Raw genomic sequence first — 23466 nt, forward strand, 5'->3', positions numbered from 1 at the left:
GCGGTTTAAAGCGGTGAAGGGCTGTTGTCTGCGTGTTTTTTTATTTAGGTTTTTGTTGCTCTTTACGGTAACGTCAATGGTATAATTAATTTACTGATTATTCTGTTAAAAAGAGGTTTTCTTATGTTTACGATTTCTGAATTGGCTGAGGAGTTTGGGGTTACGACACGGACGATTCGATACTATGAAGAGCTTGGTCTGCTGAACCCTCGACGTTCTGAGGGTGGCCGCCGCATATACACTGGGAGGGAATATACCCAATTAAAACTCGTGCTGCGAGGGAAGCGCTTTGGTTTTTCGCTGGATGAAATCAAGGAGATGGTGCTTTTATTTGATGAGGACCGGACTGGAGAGAAACAGTTGAAACGTACGATTGAATACGGGAATGAGAAGCTGGCAGAGGTGAATGAAAGAATTGCAGAATTGGTTGAGATCAAGGTTGAAATAGAAAAACTGCTGTCAGATTTCAATGGGAAACTCGAAGGAATTCAAAGGGAGGTCAAGTAAATGAACTTTTACCAGGATGAACCGCAGTTTCGCGAGCTATTGCAGGAATTGCTGGATGAAGACTTTTTTCAGTATGCGGACAGGGCACTTCAAAGTTTTGGTGAGAAGTGTGCCAATGAAATTGACCAGCGTGCAAGGTTTACCGATCGTGAAGGCCAACCGAAGCTGAATAAATTCGATGCCTACGGTGAAGACATTTCCGAAGTGTGGGTGAATGATGGATACCGCCGAACCGTCAAGGAATCGTACAACACCGGTATTGTAGGCTATGTCCATAAAGAGATTCCTGAGCTCGGACGAAAGGGTAACTATATTTATTCCTACGCTCAGGGCTATCTGCTGTCGCAAACCGAGCCAGGCTTTTACTGCCCGGTGACACTGACAATGGCCACTGCTTATTTACTCGACCAGTATGCTTCTCCAGAACTCAAAGAAAAATTCCTGCCACACGTGCTATCTACTGGAGAGACCACACTATATGAAGGCGCAACCTTCCTCACTGAGCGGCAGGGCGGATCCGATGTCGGAGCCAATGACACAAAGGCAGTCCAGACAAAGAACGGTTACAAGCTTTACGGTGAAAAATACTTTGCCTCCAATGCCGGCATGTGCGGAGTCGCAATGGTTTTAGCAAGAAAAGAGGGAGCTCCATCCGGAACAAAAGGACTGACGCTGTTCGCAGTACCCTGGCGCAATGAAGACGGTTCGTTGAACGGCATCAAAATTCGCAGGCTCAAGGATAAGCTCGGCGTGAAGGCAGTTCCTTCTGCCGAGGTCGAATTCGATGGTGCGGACGCCTATGTTGTAGGCGATCCATCCAAAGGTTTTTATTACATGATGGAAGCCCTGAATCTCTCAAGGGTGTGCAACACAGTCGCATCTCTCGGAATCATGAGGCGCGCCTATAGTGAGGCAAGGCAGTATGCTTTAAAGAGAGATGCATTCGGCAAAAAGCTGGCAGACTTTCCTATGGTTAAAGACTCGCTGGTAAAAATGGCCGTGAAACTCGAGGTAGAAACTCGCACCGTGTTTAAATATCTGCCGCTTTTTGAAAAAGTAATGAGGAACGAAGAAGCAGTTTCAGAAAACGATGTCGTCCTAAACAGGCTGTACATCGCCCTTTTGAAAAAAGAAACCGCAGAGCAAGCCGTTCATTTTGCGCATGAAGCCATCGAAATGCATGGAGGTAACGGCTATATCGAAGACTTTGTCACACCGAGGTTATTGAGGGATGCACAGGTGCTTACTGTTTGGGAGGGGACCGCAAACATTCTTGGCCTGGAAGTATTGCGCTTGTTGGAGAAGTTCAATGCCGGAGAGCTTTTTTTACAGGAAATGAAAACGCGAATATCGAACATTCAAGGTGAATTTGCGGAACAAGTCCACACAGGAATGGAGCAGCTGGAAAAGCTATTAACTGCGCTTCACCAGGCCTCACCAGACCATAAGACCTTCCATTCCAAAAGAGTTGCCGAGCTGATGGTAAAAGTCTTCGAAAGTATTGCTGCACTTGAATATGAGGCTAGTGGGGATGAGCGGGCACGTAAGGTGATGGAAGTTTATATCGAGCATACTTGGGAGACACCATATCGGTTTAAACAAAATATGAAATCAGTAGACTATTTTACTGATATTGTTCAAGTCACCATCTTAGAAAAAATAGGACTTTCATAATAGTAAAAGGTTACATTTAGCAGGATCATTTTTATGATCCTGCTTATTTTAATTATCGACAAGTTTTGTATAGTTATTCTTAGAATCTCACGTGAACTTTGCTGAAATTGATAGAAAAAGAGATTTTGTTAATATACTGTGAAAAGTACCCCTGCTAAATTCCCTAAAAAATGATTTTGCCTGTCGGTAAATGAAATACGAATCTCCTTGTACCACTATTATTTTCCGAATAGTATGTAATTACGGCCGTAAATAAGAGAGTCAGGGAGTGGATAAATTGAAAAAAGTATTAAAAACAAGTCTATCATCTGTAGTACTTGCTGGTACATTGTTTGCTGGTTTTCCTGGTGCTTATGTACCGAAGGAGCTTGAAGTAGTACATAAGGCGGAAGCCCAAAAAAGTCACTCTCATGCTTCATTGGATTTAGCAATCATGAATGATGAAAAGTTAATTGAATCATTTATTAAAAGAGGACTTCTATCAAAAGATGCCTCAGATGCCGAAAAGCAAAAATTCCTAAAAAACTATTTAGCCTTAAAGGGAAAAACCACTGATAGCAAAGAGTCAGATCCTCTTGCTGCAAAGGTTAAGGCTTCCCAGGCTGAAAAACAAAAGAATTTTAAAGACTTCAACAATGGCTTGCTGAATGGCAAAGGGGAAAAGAAAGGCCATTTGAAAGGCAATCCTGATCCTGTTAGTGAAACCGCTTACAATGGTGATAAAAGAGAAGACAAAGTATTAGTCCTGGCTGTTGAATATTCAGATTTTGCTCATAATAACATTAAAGCGGGTGAATCAGACAATTACTATAAGGACTATCCTCTTTCACACTATGAAGATATGATTTTTGGAGAAAATGGAGTTAAAGGACCTAATGGTGAGAACCTCGTGTCCATGAAGCAATTTTATGAACAGCAATCAGGCGGAACCTATTCTGTAGATGGAAAAGCATATGGCTGGCTGAAAGTGCCGGGAACGGCTAAATTTTATGGTGCTGATAGGGCTACTGGGGGACATGACAATGTTACACCAGGTGGATCCAAGCAGTTGGTAGTTGACGCCTATAAAGCAGCGCTTGCTGCAGGAGTACCTGTAGAAGATTATGACTTAGAAGATCCGCATGACTTGGATGGAGACGGAAACTTGCTTGAAAAAGACGGCCTGGTCGATCACTTGATGATTATCCATGCAGGTATGGGGCAAGAAGCAGGTGGAGGATCACTTAGTGACGATGCAATCTGGTCTCATAGATCAGCAAAGTTTGTTGATTTAGACGGACTAGGATTAGGTAAACCTGGATTCTATGATTACACAATGATGCCTGAAGATGGAGCAACCGGTGTATTTGCCCATGAATACGGTCATGACCTAGGGTATCCAGATGAATATGATACAATTTATTCCGGAACTGGAGAAGCAGTAGCTTACTGGTCCATCATGGCAAGCGGATCCTGGGCTGGCAAGATTCCGGGAACAGAACCAACAGGTTTCTCACCAATGGCGAAATCTTATTTCCAATCACAATTAAAAGGAAACTGGACGAATGATACAGTTGAAATTGATTGGGAAGATGTATCTGCGAAGGGTACACAAGTATTGCTTGACCAAGCGAATTCGCCTAATGGGAAGAATGCAATTACAGCTAAAATAAATCTTCCACAAAAGAAAACATTCATCAATACACCTGCAACAGGCACCTATGAATACTGGGGAGGCCAGCAGGATGAAATTGATAGTAATATGGTCACAACAGTAGATCTGACAGGCAAATCATCAGCAACCTTAACATTCGATGCATGGTATGATATCGAAGAACAATGGGATTTTGCCTTTGTTCAGGTATCAGAAGATAATGGTGCTACATGGAAGTCTATAGGAAACGCTAATACACGTTCAGACGTTGTTCCTGAAGGGTATCCAACGATTCTAAATTCAATGCCAGGATTCACAGGGAAATCAGATGGCTGGAAAGCACAATCCTTTGATTTATCCGCTTATGCAGGCAAAAAAGTTCAGCTTCGTTTACGCTATGCAACAGACTGGGGAACATCAGAAAAAGGATTCTACGCTGATAATATTAAAGTCGTAGCGGATGGTAAAACGATTGTGGAAGATGGTGCAGAGGGTACAACATCTCCATTTACTTTAAAGGGATTTGAAAAGTCAGATGGTAACAAGTACTCTGACCATTACTACCTATTGGAATGGCGTAACCATAAGGGAGTCGACACAGGTCTTGCAAATATCAAACGTGGAAACTCTATTATGAGCTACGATGGCGGATTAGTAGTATGGTATGTTGATCCAACTTATACAGATAACTGGACAGGAATACATCCTGGTGAAGGATTCCTTGGAGTAGTTGATGCTCATCCGCAAACTGACCTGAATTGGAGCACAGGAGTGGCCGCTTCCACGCGCTACCATATTGCGGATGCTGCATTTGGCTTGAACCCAACTTCAGGTTTAGATTTAGTTTATCCGACTCAAACCTTAAACTTGGATTCACAAGAAAGAGTCACCCTATTCGACGACAGCAATAACTTCCTTAACACATTCATGCCAGACGCAGGCCGCAAGATCGGTAACTATGGCTTGAAAGTCCGTGTTAATGGCCAGGCTACAGACAAGTCTGTAGGATCGATAGTCATCTATAAATAATAAGCCGAACCTCCTGTTGTAACTGTGACGGAAACAGTTGCAAAGGAGGTTTTTTTGTTTGCGGTGGAACAGGAAAAAACGGGAGAAGGAACAAATGAACTGAATGTGTCCTCTCACGTGAATAATAGAGTATAAGCTCTTTGACTGTTAAAGTAACCGGATGGTATTGATCGTGTCTGTACCAGGCGGAGCAACCTCTAACGTCATGGAGTATGACTTGGATAATTGTCGTAAACAAGGCAACTGCTTTAACAGGCTCGGCTGTAATCAAAGTTAATTAAAAACTCCTACGTAGCCAACGTGGGAAATTTTTTTGTCGAGATTTAAGGAATCTTGTTTAATGAAATATTTTGAAAAATAATTCTTTAGAAGATGTTGACACCCTTTATAAGAGATGGTATTTTTATCATATGTTCTATATAAAGAACATAAAAATTCTTTATTAAGACTATAAACAGATACATAGAATTAGGCACTTAAAGCATGGCAGGAGGAAAAAATGAGCGCAATTGCAGGAATCATTCATTTAACAAAAGAGCCGGTTCCATTTGAGCATGGAAGAAACATAATGAAAGAACTAGAAAAGTTCCCGGCCGATGATATCCAAGTATGGCATAAACACAACGCCTTCATTGGAAACCATGCACAGTGGATCACCCCAGAATCAGTCGGCGAACAACAGCCATTCTACGATTCCGAAAGACAATGTGTCATCACAGCCGATGCCATCATCGATAATCGCGAAGAACTATTCGAAAAGCTGCAAGTCGAGCGTTCTAAGCAAAAAATCATGCCAGACAGCCAGCTCATTTTGCTAGCTTACTATAAATGGGGAGAAGAGTCTCCAAAACACTTAGTGGGCGACTTCGCCTATATGATTTGGGACGAACAAAACCAGAAACTATTTGGAGCTAGAGATTTCTCTGGATCACGAACTTTGTATTATTACAAAGATCATGAGAGGTTTGCGTTTTGTACTACTATTATGCCGCTGTTTACACTGCCGGGGATTAAGAAGGAATTGAATGAGCAGTGGATGGCGGAGTTTTTGGCGATACCTGTAAACTTCGAATCAGTTGACCCATCTTCTACTACATATAAACAAGTAGAACAATTGGCGCCATCTCATTCAATATCAGTTAACGAAGGAAGAGTTAGGTTATCAAGATATTGTTATCTATTGGAAGATAACAAGAAATTAAAGCTTAAATCCGACGAGGAATATGAAGAAGCTTTTCGAGATGTTTTCCAAAAGGCAGTCAAAGCAAGAATTAGAACCCATCTTAATGTAGGGGCACATTTAAGTGGAGGATTGGATTCTGGATCAGTAGTTAGCTTTGCATCGAAAGCCTTGAAACAAGAAAATAAAATGCTAAATACTTTTAGTTACGTTCCTGTTGATGGATTTGAAGATTGGACTCATAAAAGCAGAATAGCCGATGAAAGCCCGTATATAAAAGCTACTGTAAATCATGTTGGAAATATTAATGATCAATATTTAAGTTTTGCAGATAGAAGTCCATTTACTGAAATTGATGATTGGCTGGAAACAATGGAGACGCCTTATAAATTCTTTGAAAATACCTTTTGGCTAAGGGGAATGTATGAACAAGCTCAACAACAAAAAATAGGTGTTTTGCTAAATGGTCAGCGAGGCAATTGGACTATTTCGTGGGGGCCGATATTAGATTTTTATGGGACACTTATTAAAAATTTTAAATGGTTAATGTTGTTTCATGAAGTAAATCAATTAAGCAAAAACCTTGGTAGTAATAAATCAAGAATAATTTCAGCGGCCAGTAAAAAAGCATTTCCTTTACTCTTTCAAAAAAATAATCCAGATAATTCCTTTCATTTTCCTATTATTATCAACCAAGATTTAGCTAATAAGACGGGTGTTTTCTCTAAATTACAAAGCCATGGAATAGATATCTCTTTATCAAAAGATATAAGTGCTTATGAAGCAAGGAATAACCAATTCAATAACCTATACTATTGGAGTATAACTGGTACTTATGGTGCGAAATTTTCCTTAAAGCATTCTGTATGGGATAGGGACCCCACTAATGATTTGCGCCTGATTAAATTTTGTTTGTCGGTACCAGAGGAACAATTTGTACGTCAAGGTTTAGATCGATCACTGGTAAGAAGAGCTACAAAAGAATATTTGCCAGATGAAGTCAGACTAAATATGCGTTCAAGAGGAGTCCAAGGAGCTGATGGAGTACATCGAATGTCCAATTACTGGGGTGCGTTTATCGAGGAGTTGGAAAAAATGAGTGATGATTCTATAGTGGGATACTTCCTTAATCAGTCTGTAATTAAAGAAACAATTATAAAAATAAAGAATGAACCTCATCCAGAACTAGCTTTCGATTTCGATTTTAGAATTTTAATGCGAAGTTTGATAGCTTCTCGCTTTTTAAACAAATTTTCTTGAGAGGAGGTGAATAGTATGAAAAAGCAGTGGCAAGAACCAAAGTTAGAAGTTCTTAATATTAGCATGACAATGGCTGGACCAGGGATAAAAACTCCTGATGCTGTACAACCTGATCCAGATGCTCCTTTAAAAGACCAGGTTCACTATAGTTAATTTTTGATCTTGGAGTATTATTGCAAACCGCCCTTATACCTATATTTCAGTATGAGGGCTTTTTTAAAAATCTCTATAGAATCAATTGGAGTGAATCAAATGGTTATTACAGAAACAAGTTATGTCTACAATGCCTTCGGCCTGAAAATTAAAAGTAATATTGAATTACCAGAGTTATCTTTAATAAATAAACCTATAGAAAGTCCCGATATTTTTATCGAGGTAACTGAGTTAGAAGAGTATTGGGTGAGAAATGTTAGAAAGCAACAAGGGATGGTGATATTTGAAAATAATAATGTCGCATTTCATATAAAGGCCACTGCAACGTTTCTTATAAAAGATGGAAAGAAAATAATTGCATCTCTAATGCAAGGCTGTGACAAAAATAAGATTCGCCTTTATCTCCTCGGAACATGCATGGGTGTTATCTTAATGCAAAGAAAAGTATTGGCTTTACATGGTAGTGCCATAGCTGTTAATGGAAAGGCATATGCTTTTGTAGGGGACTCCGGTGCAGGCAAGTCTACACTCGCATCAGCATTTATGAATAGTGGCTACAAACTTTTAAGCGATGATTTAATTCCTGTAGCAATTATAAATGAGATTCCTTATATTATTCCTTCCTACCCACAGCAGAAGTTATGGGGGAAAAGCTTACAGTTATTAAAAATAGATTCCTCAAAATACAGTCCTCTATTTGATAGAGAGGACAAATTCGCTATTCCAGTTCATTCTAATTACTGTGATCAATCATTAGAGCTAGCAGGAATATTTGTGATTGAAAAAAATGATAGAAGCTTTATCAATATAGAAACTATTCAAAATCTAGAACGTTTTCGTTCACTTTTTAACCAGACTTTTAGATCTTTCTTAATTTCTCGTTTTCAGTTAATGGATTGGCATTTTTATGAATCTTCAAGAATCATAAATAAAACTAAAATGTATCGGGTACAACGCCCATCAGTAGGTTTTACTGCCCCGGAATTAGTCGAAAGAATATTAGAAATCATAAAAAAGGAGATGATCTAGATGTTAACAAAAGAAAATATTTTATTAGAAAGCAAGATTGTACAGATGCCAGGGAATATTGTTAGTGATATGGACGGAGAAAAAGTAATGCTAAATATTGAAAATGGAAATTACTATAATCTAGGTAAATTGGGTGGAGATATTTGGGAAATGGTGAAAAAACCTATTGAAGTTAGGTCCATTATTATTAAAATTTTATCTGAGTATGACGTGGACGAATCGGAATGTGAAAAGCAGGTGATTTCATTTGCTAACAAGTTATTTTCAGAAGGTTTAATAACAGTAGTAAATGGGTGAAAGCATTGATATCTCATAAATTGAGAACAGTTATAAAATTAAACAAACACCAAAAATTGCTTCTATTAGAAGCATTTATTTTCCTGGCATGGGCACGACTTATGAAAGTTATTCCATTTAAAAGATTGGCACCTATGTTAGGCAATCATATGAACGAATCTACTTATGAAGATACCCCTTCCATGACAGGTATCCTTCGTTATGTTTCCAGTGCATTACATATTATGAGCAAATATACATTCTGGGAAAGTGAATGTTTAGTTAAAGCAATTGCAGGCATGAAAATGCTACAAAGGCGGGGAATTGAAAGTACACTGTATCTAGGAACTGCAAAAGATGAACATGGGAAAATGATTGCCCATGCATGGCTGCGAAGTGGATCCTATTACGTTAGCGGCGCTGAAGAAATGAAACGGTTTACCGTAGTAAGCAAGTTTGCAAATAAATAAGTTATAGAATAAGAGGAAATTATCATGGAAATGATGGGCGAAAAAAAGCACTTTTCAAAAGAATTACAGCTACTGCTTTTTTTCTTGGATTCTAAATTTGAAGATAAGAATCTCTCAAAAGAGAAAGAGAGATTTAAAGATATTGATTGGAATCATTTTTTACAACTAACACTTCATCACCGTGTTTATCCAATTCTTTATAAAAGGATAAAGGAAATAAATGGTGACCTTGTCCCAGAAACGATAATAGGAAAGCTGCAGCAATATTATCAAAAAAACATTTTTCAAATGCTGATGCTAACGGGAGAATCTGAAAGCATATCCAGAATTTTTATTGACCAAAAAATTCGAACATTATTTTTAAAAGGTTCTATTCTTGGCGCGCATTTGTATGGAGATCTTTCTTTAAGGACCTCTTCTGATATTGATATTTTAATTCCAATTGAAGATTTAGAACGAGCTGAGTCGACGCTCTTAAACCTTGGTTATGTAAAAGATGATTATATACTGACTGTCTTGAATGATTGGAAATGGAGACATCACCATATCACTTTCATGCATCCGCAAAAGAAAATAAAGCTGGAAATACATTGGAGATTAAATCCAGGTCCATCATGGAATCAGTCATTTGAAGACTTATGGGAACGAAAGAAGGAAAGTTCGATCGCAGATTTTCCTTTGTATATGTTAGGCGAGGAAGATTTATTTTTATTTTTGGTTTCACATGGAGCACGCCATGGTTGGTCGCGTCTTCGCTGGCTAGTAGATATCGACAGGTTGGTTAGTCGAGATTTGGACTGGAGCTGTATTAAAAGGCTGCTAAAAAAATATCATCTTACTCAAGTAGGTGGGCAGGCTCTTTACCTTTCTTCAGAATTGTTGAATTCTTATAGTCCACCCGAACTAAAGGAAATATCTAATTCGAAAAAATCAAAAAGACTGGCTGAAGGTGCCTTATTTTACATTAAGCAATTGGTTAACCTTCATGTCAAACCTTTACCAGAAGAGATCGCAAACTACCATAAAAGCCATTTGTTTTTCTTAATGTCGTTTAAGCAAAAAGTATTATTTATTCTTAGTTTCTTATTTCCATATCCTGAAGATGCTCTAGCTTTACCATTGCCAAAGGTACTTCATTTTTTATATTTTCCTTTGAGGCCGTTTCTTTGGGCGATAAGAAGAAAAAAGAAGCAGGCAATGTTACAGGAGGATGTTACATGAACACCTTTTTGTATTATATAAAACAATTATTTAAATACTCAGGTAGCATTCTCTATTGGAATATCGTTGGAATGGCTTTGATCGGTTTTATAGAAGGTTTCAGTATACTGTTACTAGTCCCCTTACTTAGCTTAAGCGGGATAATGAATTTAGATTCCGGAGGCCATACACTAGCGAATTACCTCGGATTCTGGAATTTGATACCTGAAGCGTTAAGGTTACCATTCATCCTTCTTGCCTACGTATTATTAATCAGTGGCCAAAACTTAGTTGACAGAAACTTAAATATAAGAAATGTCAAAATTACGCATGGATTTATAGGTAAATTAAGAGTAGACACATATGAGGCATTATTAAGTTCTAATTGGGGTTTTTATACAAAGAAAAGAAAGTCCGATTTGATCAATATTATGACTATTGAATTGGCAAGAGTTTCGGGAGGAGTTTACCAATTTATTCAGCTATTAACCTCTATTATATTTAGTATAATCCAAATCGGGTTTGCACTTTGGTTATCTGCAAAAATGACGTTATGCGTTCTTTTGAGTGGTGTCATATTATCATTTTTTTCTCGGAAATTTATTAAACATTCAAAAGTACTTGGTAAAAAAACATCGATATTGTCGCAAGAGTACTTAGCAGGGATAACAGATCAATTGAATGGAATCAAGGATATAAAAAGCAACACGTTAGAAGAGTCTCAAATAAAGTGGCTTCAATCCATTGTTAATGGAATGAATTTTGAGCAAGTCGAGTATATAAAACTTAAGATTTCTTCTCAGCTATTTTATAAAATCTCCTCAGCTATTCTTATAGCCACTTTTATTTTTTTCTCTGTAAAAATGTTCAATTCACAGCCATCCCAGTTCCTATTAATTCTAGTGATTTTCTCTCGTCTCTGGCCTAGGATTACAGGAATCCAATCCACTCTAGAGCAATTAGCAGCAACAATGCCAGCATTTAAAGTATTAAACGATCTGCAAATAGAATGTAACACAGCAAGAGAAGTGTTATCGGATTTAAAAAAGACGAAAGTACTGCCAATCGTTTTGCATAAGGAGATCCAATGCAATGGTGTTTATTTTAGATACGATCATTCAATATCAACCTATGCTTTGCAAAATATTAATATAAGAATACCAGCAAATCAAATGACTGCAATTGTTGGTCGGTCAGGTGCTGGGAAAAGTACATTGGTTGATATATTAATGGGTCTTCATATGCCTGAACAGGGTAGGGTACTAATTGATAATAAGACTCTTACAGATGAATCGTTAATTTCATTAAGAAAAGCAATTAGTTATGTTCCACAGGAGCCCTTTTTGTTTAATACTAGTATAAAAGAGAACTTTAAAATGATTAACCCAGAAGTAACATCGCAACAAATATGGGAGTCATTAGAATTCTCAGCTGCAGCTGATTTTGTCAGAAAGTTGCCTAATGGGCTTGATACAGAAATAGGAGATAGAGGGATTAAGCTTTCTGGTGGAGAAAGGCAGCGGCTTGTACTTGCGCGAGCTATATTAAAAAAGCCCGCTATACTAATACTCGATGAAGCTACCAGTGCATTAGATACGGAAAATGAATCAAAAATTCAAAAAGCTTTAGAACAACTAAAAGGAAAGATGACAATAATAGTTATTGCCCACCGTTTGTCGACAATCCGGAATGCGGATCAAGTAATCGTACTGGAAGATGGAGAAGTCATCCAGAGCGGGAAGTTTGGTCAGCTTGCGAATGATTCCTCCGGAGTTTTTAGCGGACTATTAAAAAAACAGGCTGCAGTGATGTCTTCCTAAAAAGGAAAATAAAAACAAAAAACTTATTGACATGTTCTTTATACAGAACTAAAATAGGTATATATTATTAGTAATTGAGAACACATATTTTTTTTGCACCAAACGTTCTTTATCTAGAACAGATTAAAGTATAAGGTGGGTTTAATGAGCAATGAGTAATGCGAAAAAAGGGATTGCGAAAGAAATTAATCTTAAGGAAATCATTTCTGTCATAAAAAAGCGTCTTTGGATCATTGCCATTATTACTGCCTTGGCTTCAATTGCTGGATATGTTTATGGGGAGAAAAACACGACTCTCTTATACCAATCTTCTGCCCGGATTATTATAGGTGAAAATGCAGACATGAATACTCTACAGGTAATTTTGAAGGATCCTGTCGTGCTAGAAAAGGTTGTTAAAAAGCTGGATCTGAATCGAAGTCCTGAATCATTGGCTAACCAGATCAGTGTGGGAATTCTGGATAGTTCAAAGGTAGTAAACATTAATGTTATTGACATCAATGCCGTCAGAGCGGCTGATATTGCAAATACAACAGCTAAAGAGTTCAAAAATGAAATAAGTACACTGCTAAACTATAGTGATTTGAGAATCTATTCCCCGGCGAAAGTTAATCCCTATCCTATTAATGACAACGGAAATAAAACAGGTATTGTGGGGTTAGTGTTCGGTTTATTTGCAGGTATTGGATTGGTTTTCTTCCTGGATTCCTTAGATGACACTGTTCGATCCCAAAAGGATGTAGAGGATTATTTAGATCTTCCGGTATTAGGAAGAATCGCTAAGATGAATAAAAAGAATATTAAAAAGCAAAGTATCCATCAAATAGAATTCCCAGGAGGTGGTACCGGTGTTCCAAAGTAAACGTAGAGCTGCAAGGAATTCGCAAAAAAGGAATTTAATTGTATATTCCAATCCAGACTCCATCATATCTGAACAATTTAGAACCCTTCGAACCAATGTTCACTTTTTAACCGGAGGGAAGAAAAGCACTTTACTTTTGACATCTCCCAGTTCAGGTGAAGGGAAATCTACAGCGGCTGCAAATCTTGCTGTATCAATGGCACAGCAAAAGGAAAAAGTGCTTTTAATCGATGCGAATTTAAGGGATCCGGATGTTCATTTTATTTTTAAGATATCTAACAATACAGGGTTGGCCGATGTCCTAGCAGGACGTGTGGATTTGGAAGACACAGTATACCATACCGAGATAGGAAATTTAGACATTTTAACAAGTGGTCAGCTTGATTCTAATCCCGCTGAATTACTCGGTTCAGAGTCAATGCAGACTTTATTTCAAAAAGCCTTACAAGAATACGATTTGATTATTATTGATTCACCCCCTGTTCTGGAAGTAACAGATACGAAGTTACTGGCGAATAAGAGTGATGGTGTGATTCTAGTGATAAGTGAAGGAAGAACTGGATTAGAAAAGGCTACTGAAGCTAAAAAAGCACTTGAGTTTGCTAGAGCAAAGATTTTTGGGGTTATTTTAAATGAAATGTAGAAGCAGGGATTTTTTTTAACATGAATGTTCGTTATAAAGAATAATGTGTGCGTTGTAAAGTGGTGATGTCTCCTAGCCGTTATCCAAGGAGGCACTCGGTCATGCTGTGGGTTGAACCAACCTTAGACGCTCTGGTCGTCGATAGTGTGATGTGAGGAGGGGTTAAATGCCCCATTTTTTAATAAAGTTATTACTTATCTGTTTTTTAAAAAGAACAAATAAGTAAAAACTTTATTTTTAAGGAGTTGTTTAGGATGAAGGACATAGACAAATTTCCAAAATCAATAAAAAAAGCAGTCAGATATATCAAACAGGATGCAAGCAAGGAGCAGCTGGAAGAAATAAGGAAGCTTGTTGATTCTGCCATTAGATTACGAAGTGTGAGGCTTGACTAAAAAGAGAAAGGAGGAAAAGTATGACCTACAGGCAAAGGCTTTCATTATTCATCATTATTGATTCAGCTATCGTTTTAACGGCAATTATATTAAGTCATTTACTTGTTCGAGGCAGTATGGATCTTTCTTCATTGATATTCATGGTGAATTCACTCGCCATTTTATTAAGCCATCATTTATTTTCTTTTAAATTCAAACTTTATAAGAAGGCCTGGGAGTATGCGAGTGTTGGAGAGCTGATCATTATTTTAAAGACAGCTGCAGCCACAATTCTCACTGCGGCTTTATTTCAGGGAATCTTACTGAATGAATTGTTCTTTAGAAGGCTCTCAGTAACATGGCTTCTATTAGTCTTGTTAATAGGAGGCTCTCGATTTTGCTGGAGAATATATAGAGATTTGTATTTAACACGATACAGTCAAAACAAAAGAACTCTTATCATAGGTGCGGGTTCTGCCGGAACAATGGTTGCAAGGCAATTAATGAAAAGCAATGAGTCGGAACTTCAACCCGTTGGTTTTATCGATGATGATGTAAAAAAGCATCACCTTGATATTTTGGGCATACCAGTCATTGGTGGTGTCAATAAAATTGAAAGTATTGTACATGATCTTCAGATTGAAAACATAGTGATTGCTATTCCTTCTTTGAGCATGAGAGAGCTGAAAATCATTTTTCAGGAATGTGCAAAAACGAATGCGAAAACCCAAATTATTCCGATGCTTGAGGATTTAATGACGGGCAAGGTATCTGTGAATCAATTTCGCGATGTCCAGGTTGAAGATTTATTGGGAAGAGATCCGGTAGTCTTAAATAACGACATTATTTCAGAGGATATCACAAATAAAGTGGTGCTAGTTACTGGCGCTGGGGGTTCGATCGGTTCTGAAATCTGCCGTCAAATAGCCCAATTTAATCCTGGAAAATTAGTTTTATTGGGGCACGGCGAAAACAGCATCTACTCGATTGAGATGGAACTAAAGGAAAGATTCTGTAACTCAAATATAGAAATTATTCCTGTTATAGCGGAAATACAGGATGCCAAGAAAATGATGTCAGTGATGGAAACATTCCAGCCACATGTCGTCTACCATGCTGCAGCCCATAAGCATGTCCCATTAATGGAACAAAATCCTGAAGAAGCAGTTAAAAATAATATGATTGGGACGTTGAATGTTGCAAATGCGGCAAGCTGGCATGGAGTGAAAACATTTGTGATGATTTCTTCAGACAAAGCGGTCAATCCTACAAGCGTGATGGGCGCTACAAAGAGACTGGCGGAGATGATTGTTCAACATATGGATGCAAGCAGCAATACTAAATTTGTTGCTGTGAGATTTGGCAATGTCCTTGGCAGCCGTGGTAGTGTTATTCCACTCTTTAAAAAACAAATTGAAAAAGGTGGACCTGTTACAGTAACCCACCCAGAAATGGTGCGATATTTCATGACGATACCTGAGGCATCCAGACTGGTTATTCAAGCAGGCACTCTGGCCCAGGGAGGCGAAATTTTTGTCCTGGATATGGGCGAACCGGTAAAAATAGTTGACTTGGCTGAGAACTTGATAAAGTTGTCAGGCTTTTCAGTAGATGAAATCGGAATAGAATATACAGGAGCAAGACCGGGCGAAAAACTGTATGAAGAGCTTTTAAAGGATGATGAAGTTGGGGAACACCATGTTCATCCAAAGATATACGTAGGGAAGACGTCAGAATTATATATATCCGAGATAGAGGAGATCATTAGCACATTCTCTAGTATGGAAAAAGAAGAGCTGCGAGATAGATTGCTTGCTTTGGCCAATAATAGGGTTGCCAGTTCTCCATTAATATCAATTTCAGTTTAGGGGTGGAACTAATATGAAAGTGAAAAAAGCGATTATCCCAGCAGCGGGCCTTGGAACGAGATTCTTGCCAGCAACAAAGGCGATGCCGAAAGAAATGCTGCCGATTGTTGATAAACCTACAATTCAATATATAGTTGAAGAAGCAATTGAGTCAGGGATTGAAGATATCATCATTGTTACAGGAAAAGGAAAAAGGGCGATTGAGGATCACTTTGACCATTCTTTCGAGCTAGAACAGAATCTTTTTGAAAAAGGTAAGTTCGAACTATTGAATGAAGTTCAAAAGTCATCAAAACTCGTTGATATTCATTATATCCGCCAAAAGGAACCAAAGGGATTGGGCCATGCAATATGGTGTGCGCGTAAGTTTATTGGAAATGAGCCATTTGCAGTTCTTTTAGGAGATGACATCGTTCAAGCAGAAAAACCTTGTTTGCAGCAAATGATTGAGCAATATGAAAGATATAATGCTTCGATTTTAGGTGTGCAAAAGGTAAACCCTGAGGAAGTTTCCAGATATGGAATTGTAGATGGGAATTGTATAGGTGACCGATTCTATAGTGTTAACAGTTTAGTAGAAAAACCAGCTATAGAAGAAGCCCCTTCGAACTTGGCGATAATGGGGCGCTATATTCTTAATCCACGGATATTTGATGTACTTGATCAGCAAAAGCCGGGTGCCGGAGGAGAAATTCAGCTGACCGATGCCATTGCCGGATTGAATGAATATGAGGCGGTTTATGCCTATGACTTTGAAGGCAAGAGGTATGATGTCGGTGAAAAAATGGGCTTTATAAAAACTACAATAGAATTCGCTTTGCAACGAGAGGATTTACGTACTGATCTTCTAGATTATTTTTCTTCCATTCTAAATTTAGAAAAAACAAGGATGAGTTAGAACAATGGTATCCAGTAAGCGTGTTTTACTTTGTGCAACAGTTGATTATCATTTTAATGCTTTTCACTTACCTTACATGAGATGGTTTAAAGAACAAGGCTGGGAGGTGCACATTGCCGCAAAAGGTAATATGGATCTCCCTTTTGTTGACCGGAAATATGATCTACCGATTCAAAGGTCACCATTCAGCCCGCAAAACGTTAAGGCATACCAAGAATTAAAAACAATTATCGATCAAAATGAATATCAAATCCTCCACTGCCACACGCCTGTTGGTGGAGTGCTTGCCAGGCTGGCTTCAAGGGCAGCTCGAAAAAAAGGAACAAAAGTGCTTTACACTGCACATGGCTTTCACTTTTGCAAAGGATCATCAGTAATAAACTGGCTGATTTACTATCCGATTGAAAAATGGCTGGCAAGATATACGGACTGCTTAATTACGATTAATGAAGAAGACTTTAACAGGGCTGCCCAGCATCGTTTCAAGGCTCACCGAATTGAACATGTCCATGGAGTCGGAGTGAGTACGGAAAGATTCAAGCCAGCAGAAAAGGAATATAAAAAGGAATTAAGAATCGCCTACGGCTACAACGTTGGTGATTTTTTATTGTTTTATGCAGCGGAATTCAACAAGAACAAAAATCAGCAGCTTCTCATCAGGTCTCTTGCTTTAATAAAAGATGAGGTTCCAAACGCCAAGCTTTTATTAGCAGGTAACGGACCATTGCTGCAGGAATGCCGTAAGTTGACCCAATCTCTTGGTGTTGGGCATATGGTACAATTCCTTGGGTTTAGAAAGGATATCGAACAGTTACTGCAAATCTCTGATGTTGCAGTGGCATCCAGTAACCGGGAAGGACTGCCGGTAAATATTATGGAAGCAATGTCTTGCGGGCTCCCTATAATAGCAACGGAAAATAGAGGACACAGAGAATTAATTGCTGATGATCAGAATGGCTGGATCATCTCAGATATGGATTCTATGATGTTTGCTAAAAAGATGAAGGTACTAGCAAAGGATCCTGGCCTAAGAGCGGTCATGGGGTCTAATGGACGCAGAATGATTATGAACAAATACAGTACGAGTAAAATTATCGAAGAAAAGAGTGAGATTTACAAAACATATATGACCGAAGTGGAGGATGCACAGTGGGCGGTCCTATAAGAATTTTACATGTAGTTGTAAACATGAATCGCGGTGGTGCAGAGACACTGCTGATGAATCTATACCGGAACATTGATCGGACAAAAATCCAGTTCGACTTTTTGACCTGTAAAGAAGGAGTATTTGACAAGGAAATAAATGAACTGGGTGGAATGGTATACAAGATCCCTTATATTACAGAGGTGGGACATTCAAGATATATCAAGGCATTGAACGAATTTTATACTAAGTATCCACAATACCAGATCGTTCATTCACATATGGATAAAATGAGTGGGTTTGTATTACGTTCCGCTAAAAGAGCAGGAGTTCCTGTTAGAATAGCCCACAGCCATAGTACCAGGAGTGAAGGCGGGGCAGCGGCAAGATTATATAAATGGTTTGCCGGAACAATGATTTCAAAGTATGCTACAAAGTTTGTTTCATGTTCTAAAGAATCTGCAAACTGGCTTTTTGGGAATAAGGCAGATAGAGCAATTTTTTTTAAAAATGGAATTGAATTAGACAAATTTAGATTTTCTATGAAAATCAGGGAATCAATCAGGTCAGAATTAAAAATAAAAGAGGACCAGTTCATAGTCGGTCACGTAGGCAGATTTTCATTGCCGAAGAATCATTCCTATTTATTAGAGGTGTTTAATGAATTCCTGTCTTATAGAAAAGAGGCAATTCTATTGTTAGTTGGAGATGGCCCACTTCTTCCAGAAATAAAAAGGAAAGTAGAAGAAATGGGGTTATCTAAAAATGTTAAGTTTCTGGGAAGCAGATCAGATGTTGAACAAATCCTCCAGGCTTTTGATGTTTTTCTGTTTCCTTCTATTTTTGAGGGGTTTGGAGTTGCAGTACTTGAGGCTCAAGCTTCAGGGCTTCCTTGCCTTATTTCAGATTCAATAACCAAAGAGATAGATATGGGAATGGGATTAGTTCAATCTATGCCTCTCAACAATAAAAAACTATGGGTTGAAAGGATGCTGGACGTAAAGTATACAAACTATACGCGGAAAAGCAATCTAAACTCACTAATTTCAAAGAACGGCTACGATATATATAGTGCTTCAAATGATCTTCAAGAATTTTATTCTACTGCTTTGGGGGATGTGATTAATGAGGAAGTTAACGGTATTTACGCCAACATTCAATAGAGCATATTGTCTTACGAACTGCTATGAATCGTTAAAAAGGCAAACAAATAAAGACTTTATTTGGTTGATCGTTGATGATGGGTCTACTGACAATACGAAGGACTTAGTTAGTTATTGGCAGACTGAGAGCTTAATAGATATTCAGTATATCTGGCAAGAGAATCTGGGCATGCATGGGGCTCATAATACAGCTTATGAATTAATTGAAACTGAATTGAATGTTTGTATAGATTCAGACGATTATCTGACAAATGATGCAGTAGAAAAGATTCTAGGGAAGTGGGAAAGAGAAGGAAGCGAGAATGTAAGTGGTCTTATCGGATTGGACTCTTATCCAGATGGGACAGTTGTTGGAACTAGGTTGCCAGTTAATCTGAAAACTTCAACACTTTTCGATCTTTACTATAAACATGGAGTAACTGGAGATAAGAAGTTAGTTTATAGGACGGAATTAACAAAAAAGTTCCCATATCCAGTGTTCAAAAATGAAAAATATGTGGGGCTGGCATATAAGTATTACAAGCTTGATCAAGAATATGAAATGCTACTAATGGATGAAGTTTTATGCTGTGTGGAATATCTTCCAGATGGTTCATCGCTTAATATGGAAAAACAATATCGAAAAAACCCTAGAGGATTTGCCTTCTACAGGAAAGAAATGATGAAACTCCCCTTCGCTAGTAAAAAGTTTAAGTATCAACAGGCTATCCATTTGGTTTCCAGCAGCCTTCTAAGTAAAGATATAAATTTTATAAAAGAGGCACCTAATAAATTTTTAACGACATTGGCAGTACCTATAGGAGTCCTGTTATTTCTTTTTATTAAGACAAAAACAAGGCAGATTTAATTGAAAGGAATAGAAAATGGAAGTTCTTTGGTTAAATCTATTTATTGTCTTTTTATTTTCATTTTTTGCAAGGTATTTTGCTGTAACTGTAATCAATGCAGTCTCAATAACTAGTATTTCCTTAAATAAGATATACGTCTTTGGTTCACTTCTATCTTTAGCGTTAATATCAGGATTGCGATCCAATATTGGTGATACCTACTTTTACAAGCATGCATTTGAAGTGAATGACTTTTCATGGGAACATGTTAAGTCTCAAGAGAATATAGGCTTTTGGATTTTACAAATGTTTTTAAAGAGATTTTCAGATGACCCCCAAATCTTGATTTTTACTACTGCTATTATAACCAATATTCTTATCGTGTTTGTTTTCATGAAATATTCTAGACTCTATGAGTTAAGCACTTATGTTTATATCACCGGCGGTCTATATTTAGTCACAATGAACGGAATTCGGCAGAGTCTTACTGCAGCGATTATTTTTATGGGAACCAAATTTATCATAAACGGTAATTTCTTAGCCTATGCTATCATAGTTGTATTTGCTTCTACCTTACATGAAAGCGCGTTAATTCTTCTTCCTATATATTTCTTAGTACGATATAAAGCCTGGTCCAAAGCTACTTTAATGTTACTTGTAATATCAGTGGTAATTGTTGTAGGTTTCGATAAATTCTCATCAATCTTATATTCTAGCTTAGAAAATACTCAATATGGCCATTACAAAGATTTTCAGGAAGGTGGAGCAAATGTAATTAGAGTAGTAGTTTTTGGAACACCACTATTTATTGCTTTTTTAGGTCGAGACAAACTTAGAGAAATGTTTCCTGAGAGTGATTATATTGTGAATATGGCACTTCTAGGGTTAGTTTTTATGATTGTTTCAACACAGAATTGGATATTTGCCAGATTTTCAATTTACTTTTCTTTATACCAATTAATATTAATTGCTTGGATTGTTAAACTATTTAATCAAAAAGAACAGCGTTTCGTATATCTGGGAATTCTCGTTTTTTATTTTCTTTTTTATTATTACGAGAGTGTTATTAGTTTAAATGTTTTCTATAAAAGCGAATATTTTGATTTATAAAATTAGCTAAATCATTTTGCTGTTTTTTGACCGGGGGAGTGATAAATGAAGAAAAAGATCTTAATTGCTTCATTTGATCTGGCTATTGGCGGAGTGGAACGAAGTCTGATTGGGTTGTTGAATAGTATTGATTATCAAAGCTATGAAGTTGACCTTATGCTCTTTAAGCATGAAGGTGAATTCTTTTCACTTTTGCCAAAAGGTCCTAATTTACTTCCAGAAAACCCGATTTACAGTACATTCAGGAAATCAATTTCACAGATTTGTCAGGATGGCCAATATCCCATTGCAGTTTCAAGGATAGTTGCTAAATATATAAGCAATATTAAAGGAAAGTTGAAACGTGTGGAGGAACCAGGATACTTAACGATTCAGTATGGCTGGGAGTTCTCACGACCCTTTTTGCCTCGATTAACGAAGGAATATGATCTCGCTATTGGTTTTTTATGGCCGCATCATTTTATAGCAGAAAAAGTAAATGCAAAAAGAAAAGTAGGCTGGATTCATACAGATTATTCGAACATTTTTGTTGATAAGAGCACGGAGAATAAAATGTGGAAACAGTTGGATCAAATAGTCGCTGTTTCAGATGAATGTTCAAACACATTTTTAGAAATTTTCCCTGATTTAAAAAAGAAAACGATGGTCATCGAAAACATACTCTCACCTGAATTTGTAAAACAACAAGCTGAACTTGGAAGTGCTCTTGAAATGAAAAAACATCCTGAAAAAACTGTTATTGTTTCTGTTGGTCGGCTTTCTCATGCTAAAGGTTTTGATCAAGCCATTAGAGCATGTAGACAGTTAGTAGATAAAGAGTATGATATTGCCTGGTATATTGTAGGATACGGTCCACTAGAAACTGAATTGCAACAGCTTATAAAGGAGTTAAAACTTGAAAATCATTTCTTCCTTCTCGGTAAAAAAACGAATCCGTACCCCTACATAAAAGCATGTGATATTTATGTGCAGCCTTCAAGATATGAAGGGAAAGCGGTAACCATTCGAGAAGCGCAAATACTGGGGAAACCAGTGGTCATTACCAACTTTCCAACGGCAAAGAGTCAGGCGAATGATGGTAAGGATGCACTGATAACACCTCTTGGAGTAGATGGAATTGTAACTGGTATCCAAAGATTATTAGAGAATCCACTATTAAGAGAGACCTTGTCTAAAAACACAACAAAAATTGATTATGGAAATGAACAGGAAATCCACAAGTTATACAGATTAATCAACTGATAAATGGAGGTGTAAAACATGTCAATCTTAGTAACTGGCGGTGCAGGCTACATCGGCAGCCATACCTGTGTTGAATTATTAAATGCGGACTATGAAATTATAGTTCTAGATAATCTGTTGAATAGTAAGAGAGAGTCGCTGAACAGGATAAGCGAAATCACAGGAAAGAGCTTTCCATTCTATAAGGTTGACTTATTGAATGAGGGTGAAATTGAGCAACTTTTTATCGAAAATGATATCGAAGCAGTCATTCACTTCGCTGGTCTTAAAGCCGTTGGAGAGTCTGTTCGATTACCACTCAGGTATTATCACAATAACATCACAGGTACAATCAATCTTCTAAATATAATGAAGAAATACGATGTTAACAAATTGGTTTTTAGTTCATCAGCTACAGTATATGGAATGCCGGAGAGGGTTCCGATTTCAGAAGAGTTCCCTTTAAATGCGCTGAATCCTTATGGTCGGACAAAATTAATGATTGAGGAAATTTTAAAGGACCTATATGTATCTGACCAAAAGTGGAGCATTGCTTTGTTGCGCTATTTCAATCCAATTGGAGCCCATGAAAGTGGCACTATTGGTGAGGATCCAAATGGGATTCCCAATAACCTAATGCCTTTTATCACTCAAGTTGCGGTCGGTAAACTGCCAGAACTAAATGTTTTTGGCAACAATTATCAAACTGCTGATGGAACTGGTGTAAGAGATTACATCCACGTTGCGGACCTTGCGAAAGGACATCTGAAGGCTCTGGAAAAGGTGGCTTCCAGTCAGGGGATTGAAGCTTATAATCTTGGTACTGGGAAGGGATATAGTGTTCTTGAAATGGTGGAAGCATTTGAAGTAGCTACAGGAGTCCCCGTCCCATATAAAGTTGTCACCCCAAGACCTGGAGATGCTGCGATCTGCTTTGCCGATGCATCGAAGGCGAAAAAAGAATTAGATTGGTCAGCAGAAAAAAATCTCCGTGAAATGTGCGAGGATTCTTGGAGATGGCAGTCAAAAAATCCGAATGGATACGATGAAAATTTAATACAAACTGGAACAGGCAATCCGCACTTATCAAAAAGTGGGGATTTTTTTCATTCCAAAATTGATTGA

21 protein-coding genes are annotated in these 23466 nt (G+C 37.8%); all 21 read left to right on the top strand.

Going from position 1 to position 23466, the window contains the following annotated elements; translation table 11 throughout:
• The first annotated feature begins 123 nt into the window (after nt 1–123).
• The 21 genes from V7654_RS06735 to galE all read left to right on the top strand — a co-directional run bounded on the left by V7654_RS06735 (nt 124) and on the right by galE (nt 23466).
• A complete protein-coding gene (locus V7654_RS06735) occupies nt 124–507 on the top strand; it encodes a MerR family transcriptional regulator (RefSeq protein ID WP_438825257.1) in 384 nt (127 codons plus the stop codon).
• Entirely contained in the window at nt 508–2181 is a 1674-nt protein-coding gene (locus V7654_RS06740; RefSeq protein WP_335429432.1) for an acyl-CoA dehydrogenase family protein, read from the top strand.
• A gap of 268 nt (nt 2182–2449) precedes the next feature.
• Nucleotides 2450–4843, top strand: a complete 2394-nt coding sequence (locus V7654_RS06745) for an immune inhibitor A domain-containing protein (RefSeq protein ID WP_335429433.1) — start codon at nt 2450–2452, stop codon at nt 4841–4843.
• 499 nt (nt 4844–5342) lie between these two features.
• On the top strand, nt 5343–7283 hold the full coding sequence (locus V7654_RS06750) for an asparagine synthase-related protein (RefSeq protein WP_335429435.1): 1941 nt from the start codon (nt 5343–5345) through the stop codon (nt 7281–7283).
• A gap of 15 nt (nt 7284–7298) precedes the next feature.
• Nucleotides 7299–7436, top strand: a complete 138-nt coding sequence (locus V7654_RS06755; protein WP_335429436.1) for a paeninodin family lasso peptide — start codon at nt 7299–7301, stop codon at nt 7434–7436.
• A 99-nt stretch (nt 7437–7535) separates the two neighbouring features.
• Complete coding sequence (locus tag V7654_RS06760) at nt 7536–8465, top strand: aldolase (RefSeq protein WP_335429437.1); 930 nt, start codon at nt 7536–7538, stop codon at nt 8463–8465.
• Complete coding sequence (locus tag V7654_RS06765; protein WP_335429438.1) at nt 8466–8762, top strand: lasso peptide biosynthesis PqqD family chaperone; 297 nt, start codon at nt 8466–8468, stop codon at nt 8760–8762.
• A 5-nt stretch (nt 8763–8767) separates the two neighbouring features.
• On the top strand, nt 8768–9211 hold the full coding sequence (locus tag V7654_RS06770) for a lasso peptide biosynthesis B2 protein (protein ID WP_438825266.1): 444 nt from the start codon (nt 8768–8770) through the stop codon (nt 9209–9211).
• Nucleotides 9212–9235: 24 nt separating this feature from the next.
• Nucleotides 9236–10432 carry a nucleotidyltransferase domain-containing protein gene (locus tag V7654_RS06775; RefSeq protein WP_335429439.1) on the top strand — a complete coding sequence of 399 codons (1197 nt, stop codon included), beginning with the start codon at nt 9236–9238 and terminating at the stop codon, nt 10430–10432.
• The gene (locus V7654_RS06780; protein ID WP_335429687.1) at nt 10429–12231 is read left to right on the top strand and encodes an ABC transporter ATP-binding protein; all 1803 of its coding nucleotides are present in this window, start codon (nt 10429–10431) and stop codon (nt 12229–12231) included. The genes V7654_RS06775 and V7654_RS06780 overlap by 4 nt, the downstream gene beginning before the upstream one ends.
• A 151-nt stretch (nt 12232–12382) precedes the next feature.
• The gene (locus V7654_RS06785; RefSeq protein WP_335429440.1) at nt 12383–13093 is read left to right on the top strand and encodes a YveK family protein; all 711 of its coding nucleotides are present in this window, start codon (nt 12383–12385) and stop codon (nt 13091–13093) included.
• A complete protein-coding gene (locus tag V7654_RS06790; protein ID WP_335429442.1) occupies nt 13080–13736 on the top strand; it encodes a CpsD/CapB family tyrosine-protein kinase in 657 nt (218 codons plus the stop codon). The genes V7654_RS06785 and V7654_RS06790 overlap by 14 nt, the downstream gene beginning before the upstream one ends.
• A 254-nt stretch (nt 13737–13990) precedes the next feature.
• Nucleotides 13991–14131, top strand: coding sequence for a hypothetical protein (locus V7654_RS06795; protein WP_335429443.1), 141 nt, complete (start codon nt 13991–13993; stop codon nt 14129–14131).
• A 20-nt stretch (nt 14132–14151) separates the two neighbouring features.
• Nucleotides 14152–15978: a polysaccharide biosynthesis protein gene (locus V7654_RS06800; protein ID WP_335429444.1), complete on the top strand. Its 1827-nt coding sequence runs from the start codon at nt 14152–14154 to the stop codon at nt 15976–15978.
• A 13-nt stretch (nt 15979–15991) separates the two neighbouring features.
• Nucleotides 15992–16876 (top strand): UTP--glucose-1-phosphate uridylyltransferase GalU, encoded by an 885-nt coding sequence (gene galU / locus V7654_RS06805; protein WP_335429445.1) that lies wholly within the window; start codon nt 15992–15994, stop codon nt 16874–16876.
• Between the two features lie 4 nt (nt 16877–16880).
• Nucleotides 16881–18041, top strand: coding sequence for a glycosyltransferase family 4 protein (locus V7654_RS06810; RefSeq protein ID WP_335429446.1), 1161 nt, complete (start codon nt 16881–16883; stop codon nt 18039–18041).
• Complete coding sequence (locus V7654_RS06815; RefSeq protein ID WP_335429448.1) at nt 18026–19183, top strand: glycosyltransferase family 1 protein; 1158 nt, start codon at nt 18026–18028, stop codon at nt 19181–19183. The genes V7654_RS06810 and V7654_RS06815 overlap by 16 nt, the downstream gene beginning before the upstream one ends.
• Nucleotides 19146–20030, top strand: coding sequence for a glycosyltransferase family 2 protein (locus V7654_RS06820; RefSeq protein WP_335429449.1), 885 nt, complete (start codon nt 19146–19148; stop codon nt 20028–20030). Before V7654_RS06815 ends, V7654_RS06820 begins: the two co-directional genes overlap by 38 nt.
• A 16-nt stretch (nt 20031–20046) precedes the next feature.
• On the top strand, nt 20047–21120 hold the full coding sequence (locus V7654_RS06825; RefSeq protein WP_335429451.1) for an EpsG family protein: 1074 nt from the start codon (nt 20047–20049) through the stop codon (nt 21118–21120).
• 45 nt (nt 21121–21165) lie between these two features.
• Nucleotides 21166–22362: a glycosyltransferase gene (locus V7654_RS06830; RefSeq protein WP_335429452.1), complete on the top strand. Its 1197-nt coding sequence runs from the start codon at nt 21166–21168 to the stop codon at nt 22360–22362.
• 18 nt (nt 22363–22380) lie between these two features.
• Complete coding sequence (galE, locus tag V7654_RS06835) at nt 22381–23466, top strand: UDP-glucose 4-epimerase GalE (RefSeq protein WP_335429453.1); 1086 nt, start codon at nt 22381–22383, stop codon at nt 23464–23466.

It is taken from the genome of Bacillus sp. JJ1609 (genome assembly GCF_036967045.1).
GTDB lineage: Bacteria > Bacillota > Bacilli > Bacillales > Cytobacillaceae > Mesobacillus.

Coding starts and splice junctions, on each gene's coding strand:
- V7654_RS06735 (WP_438825257.1), top strand. CDS start 124: ATGTTTACGATTTCTGAATTGGCTGAGGAGTTTGGGGTTACGACACGG.
- V7654_RS06740 (WP_335429432.1), top strand. CDS start 508: ATGAACTTTTACCAGGATGAACCGCAGTTTCGCGAGCTATTGCAGGAA.
- V7654_RS06750 (WP_335429435.1), top strand. CDS start 5,343: ATGAGCGCAATTGCAGGAATCATTCATTTAACAAAAGAGCCGGTTCCA.
- V7654_RS06755 (WP_335429436.1), top strand. CDS start 7,299: ATGAAAAAGCAGTGGCAAGAACCAAAGTTAGAAGTTCTTAATATTAGC.
- V7654_RS06760 (WP_335429437.1), top strand. CDS start 7,536: ATGGTTATTACAGAAACAAGTTATGTCTACAATGCCTTCGGCCTGAAA.
- V7654_RS06765 (WP_335429438.1), top strand. CDS start 8,466: ATGTTAACAAAAGAAAATATTTTATTAGAAAGCAAGATTGTACAGATG.
- V7654_RS06775 (WP_335429439.1), top strand. CDS start 9,236: ATGGAAATGATGGGCGAAAAAAAGCACTTTTCAAAAGAATTACAGCTA.
- V7654_RS06780 (WP_335429687.1), top strand. CDS start 10,429: ATGAACACCTTTTTGTATTATATAAAACAATTATTTAAATACTCAGGT.
- V7654_RS06785 (WP_335429440.1), top strand. CDS start 12,383: ATGAGTAATGCGAAAAAAGGGATTGCGAAAGAAATTAATCTTAAGGAA.
- V7654_RS06795 (WP_335429443.1), top strand. CDS start 13,991: ATGAAGGACATAGACAAATTTCCAAAATCAATAAAAAAAGCAGTCAGA.
- V7654_RS06800 (WP_335429444.1), top strand. CDS start 14,152: ATGACCTACAGGCAAAGGCTTTCATTATTCATCATTATTGATTCAGCT.
- galU (WP_335429445.1), top strand. CDS start 15,992: ATGAAAGTGAAAAAAGCGATTATCCCAGCAGCGGGCCTTGGAACGAGA.
- V7654_RS06810 (WP_335429446.1), top strand. CDS start 16,881: ATGGTATCCAGTAAGCGTGTTTTACTTTGTGCAACAGTTGATTATCAT.
- V7654_RS06820 (WP_335429449.1), top strand. CDS start 19,146: ATGAGGAAGTTAACGGTATTTACGCCAACATTCAATAGAGCATATTGT.
- V7654_RS06825 (WP_335429451.1), top strand. CDS start 20,047: ATGGAAGTTCTTTGGTTAAATCTATTTATTGTCTTTTTATTTTCATTT.
- V7654_RS06830 (WP_335429452.1), top strand. CDS start 21,166: ATGAAGAAAAAGATCTTAATTGCTTCATTTGATCTGGCTATTGGCGGA.
- galE (WP_335429453.1), top strand. CDS start 22,381: ATGTCAATCTTAGTAACTGGCGGTGCAGGCTACATCGGCAGCCATACC.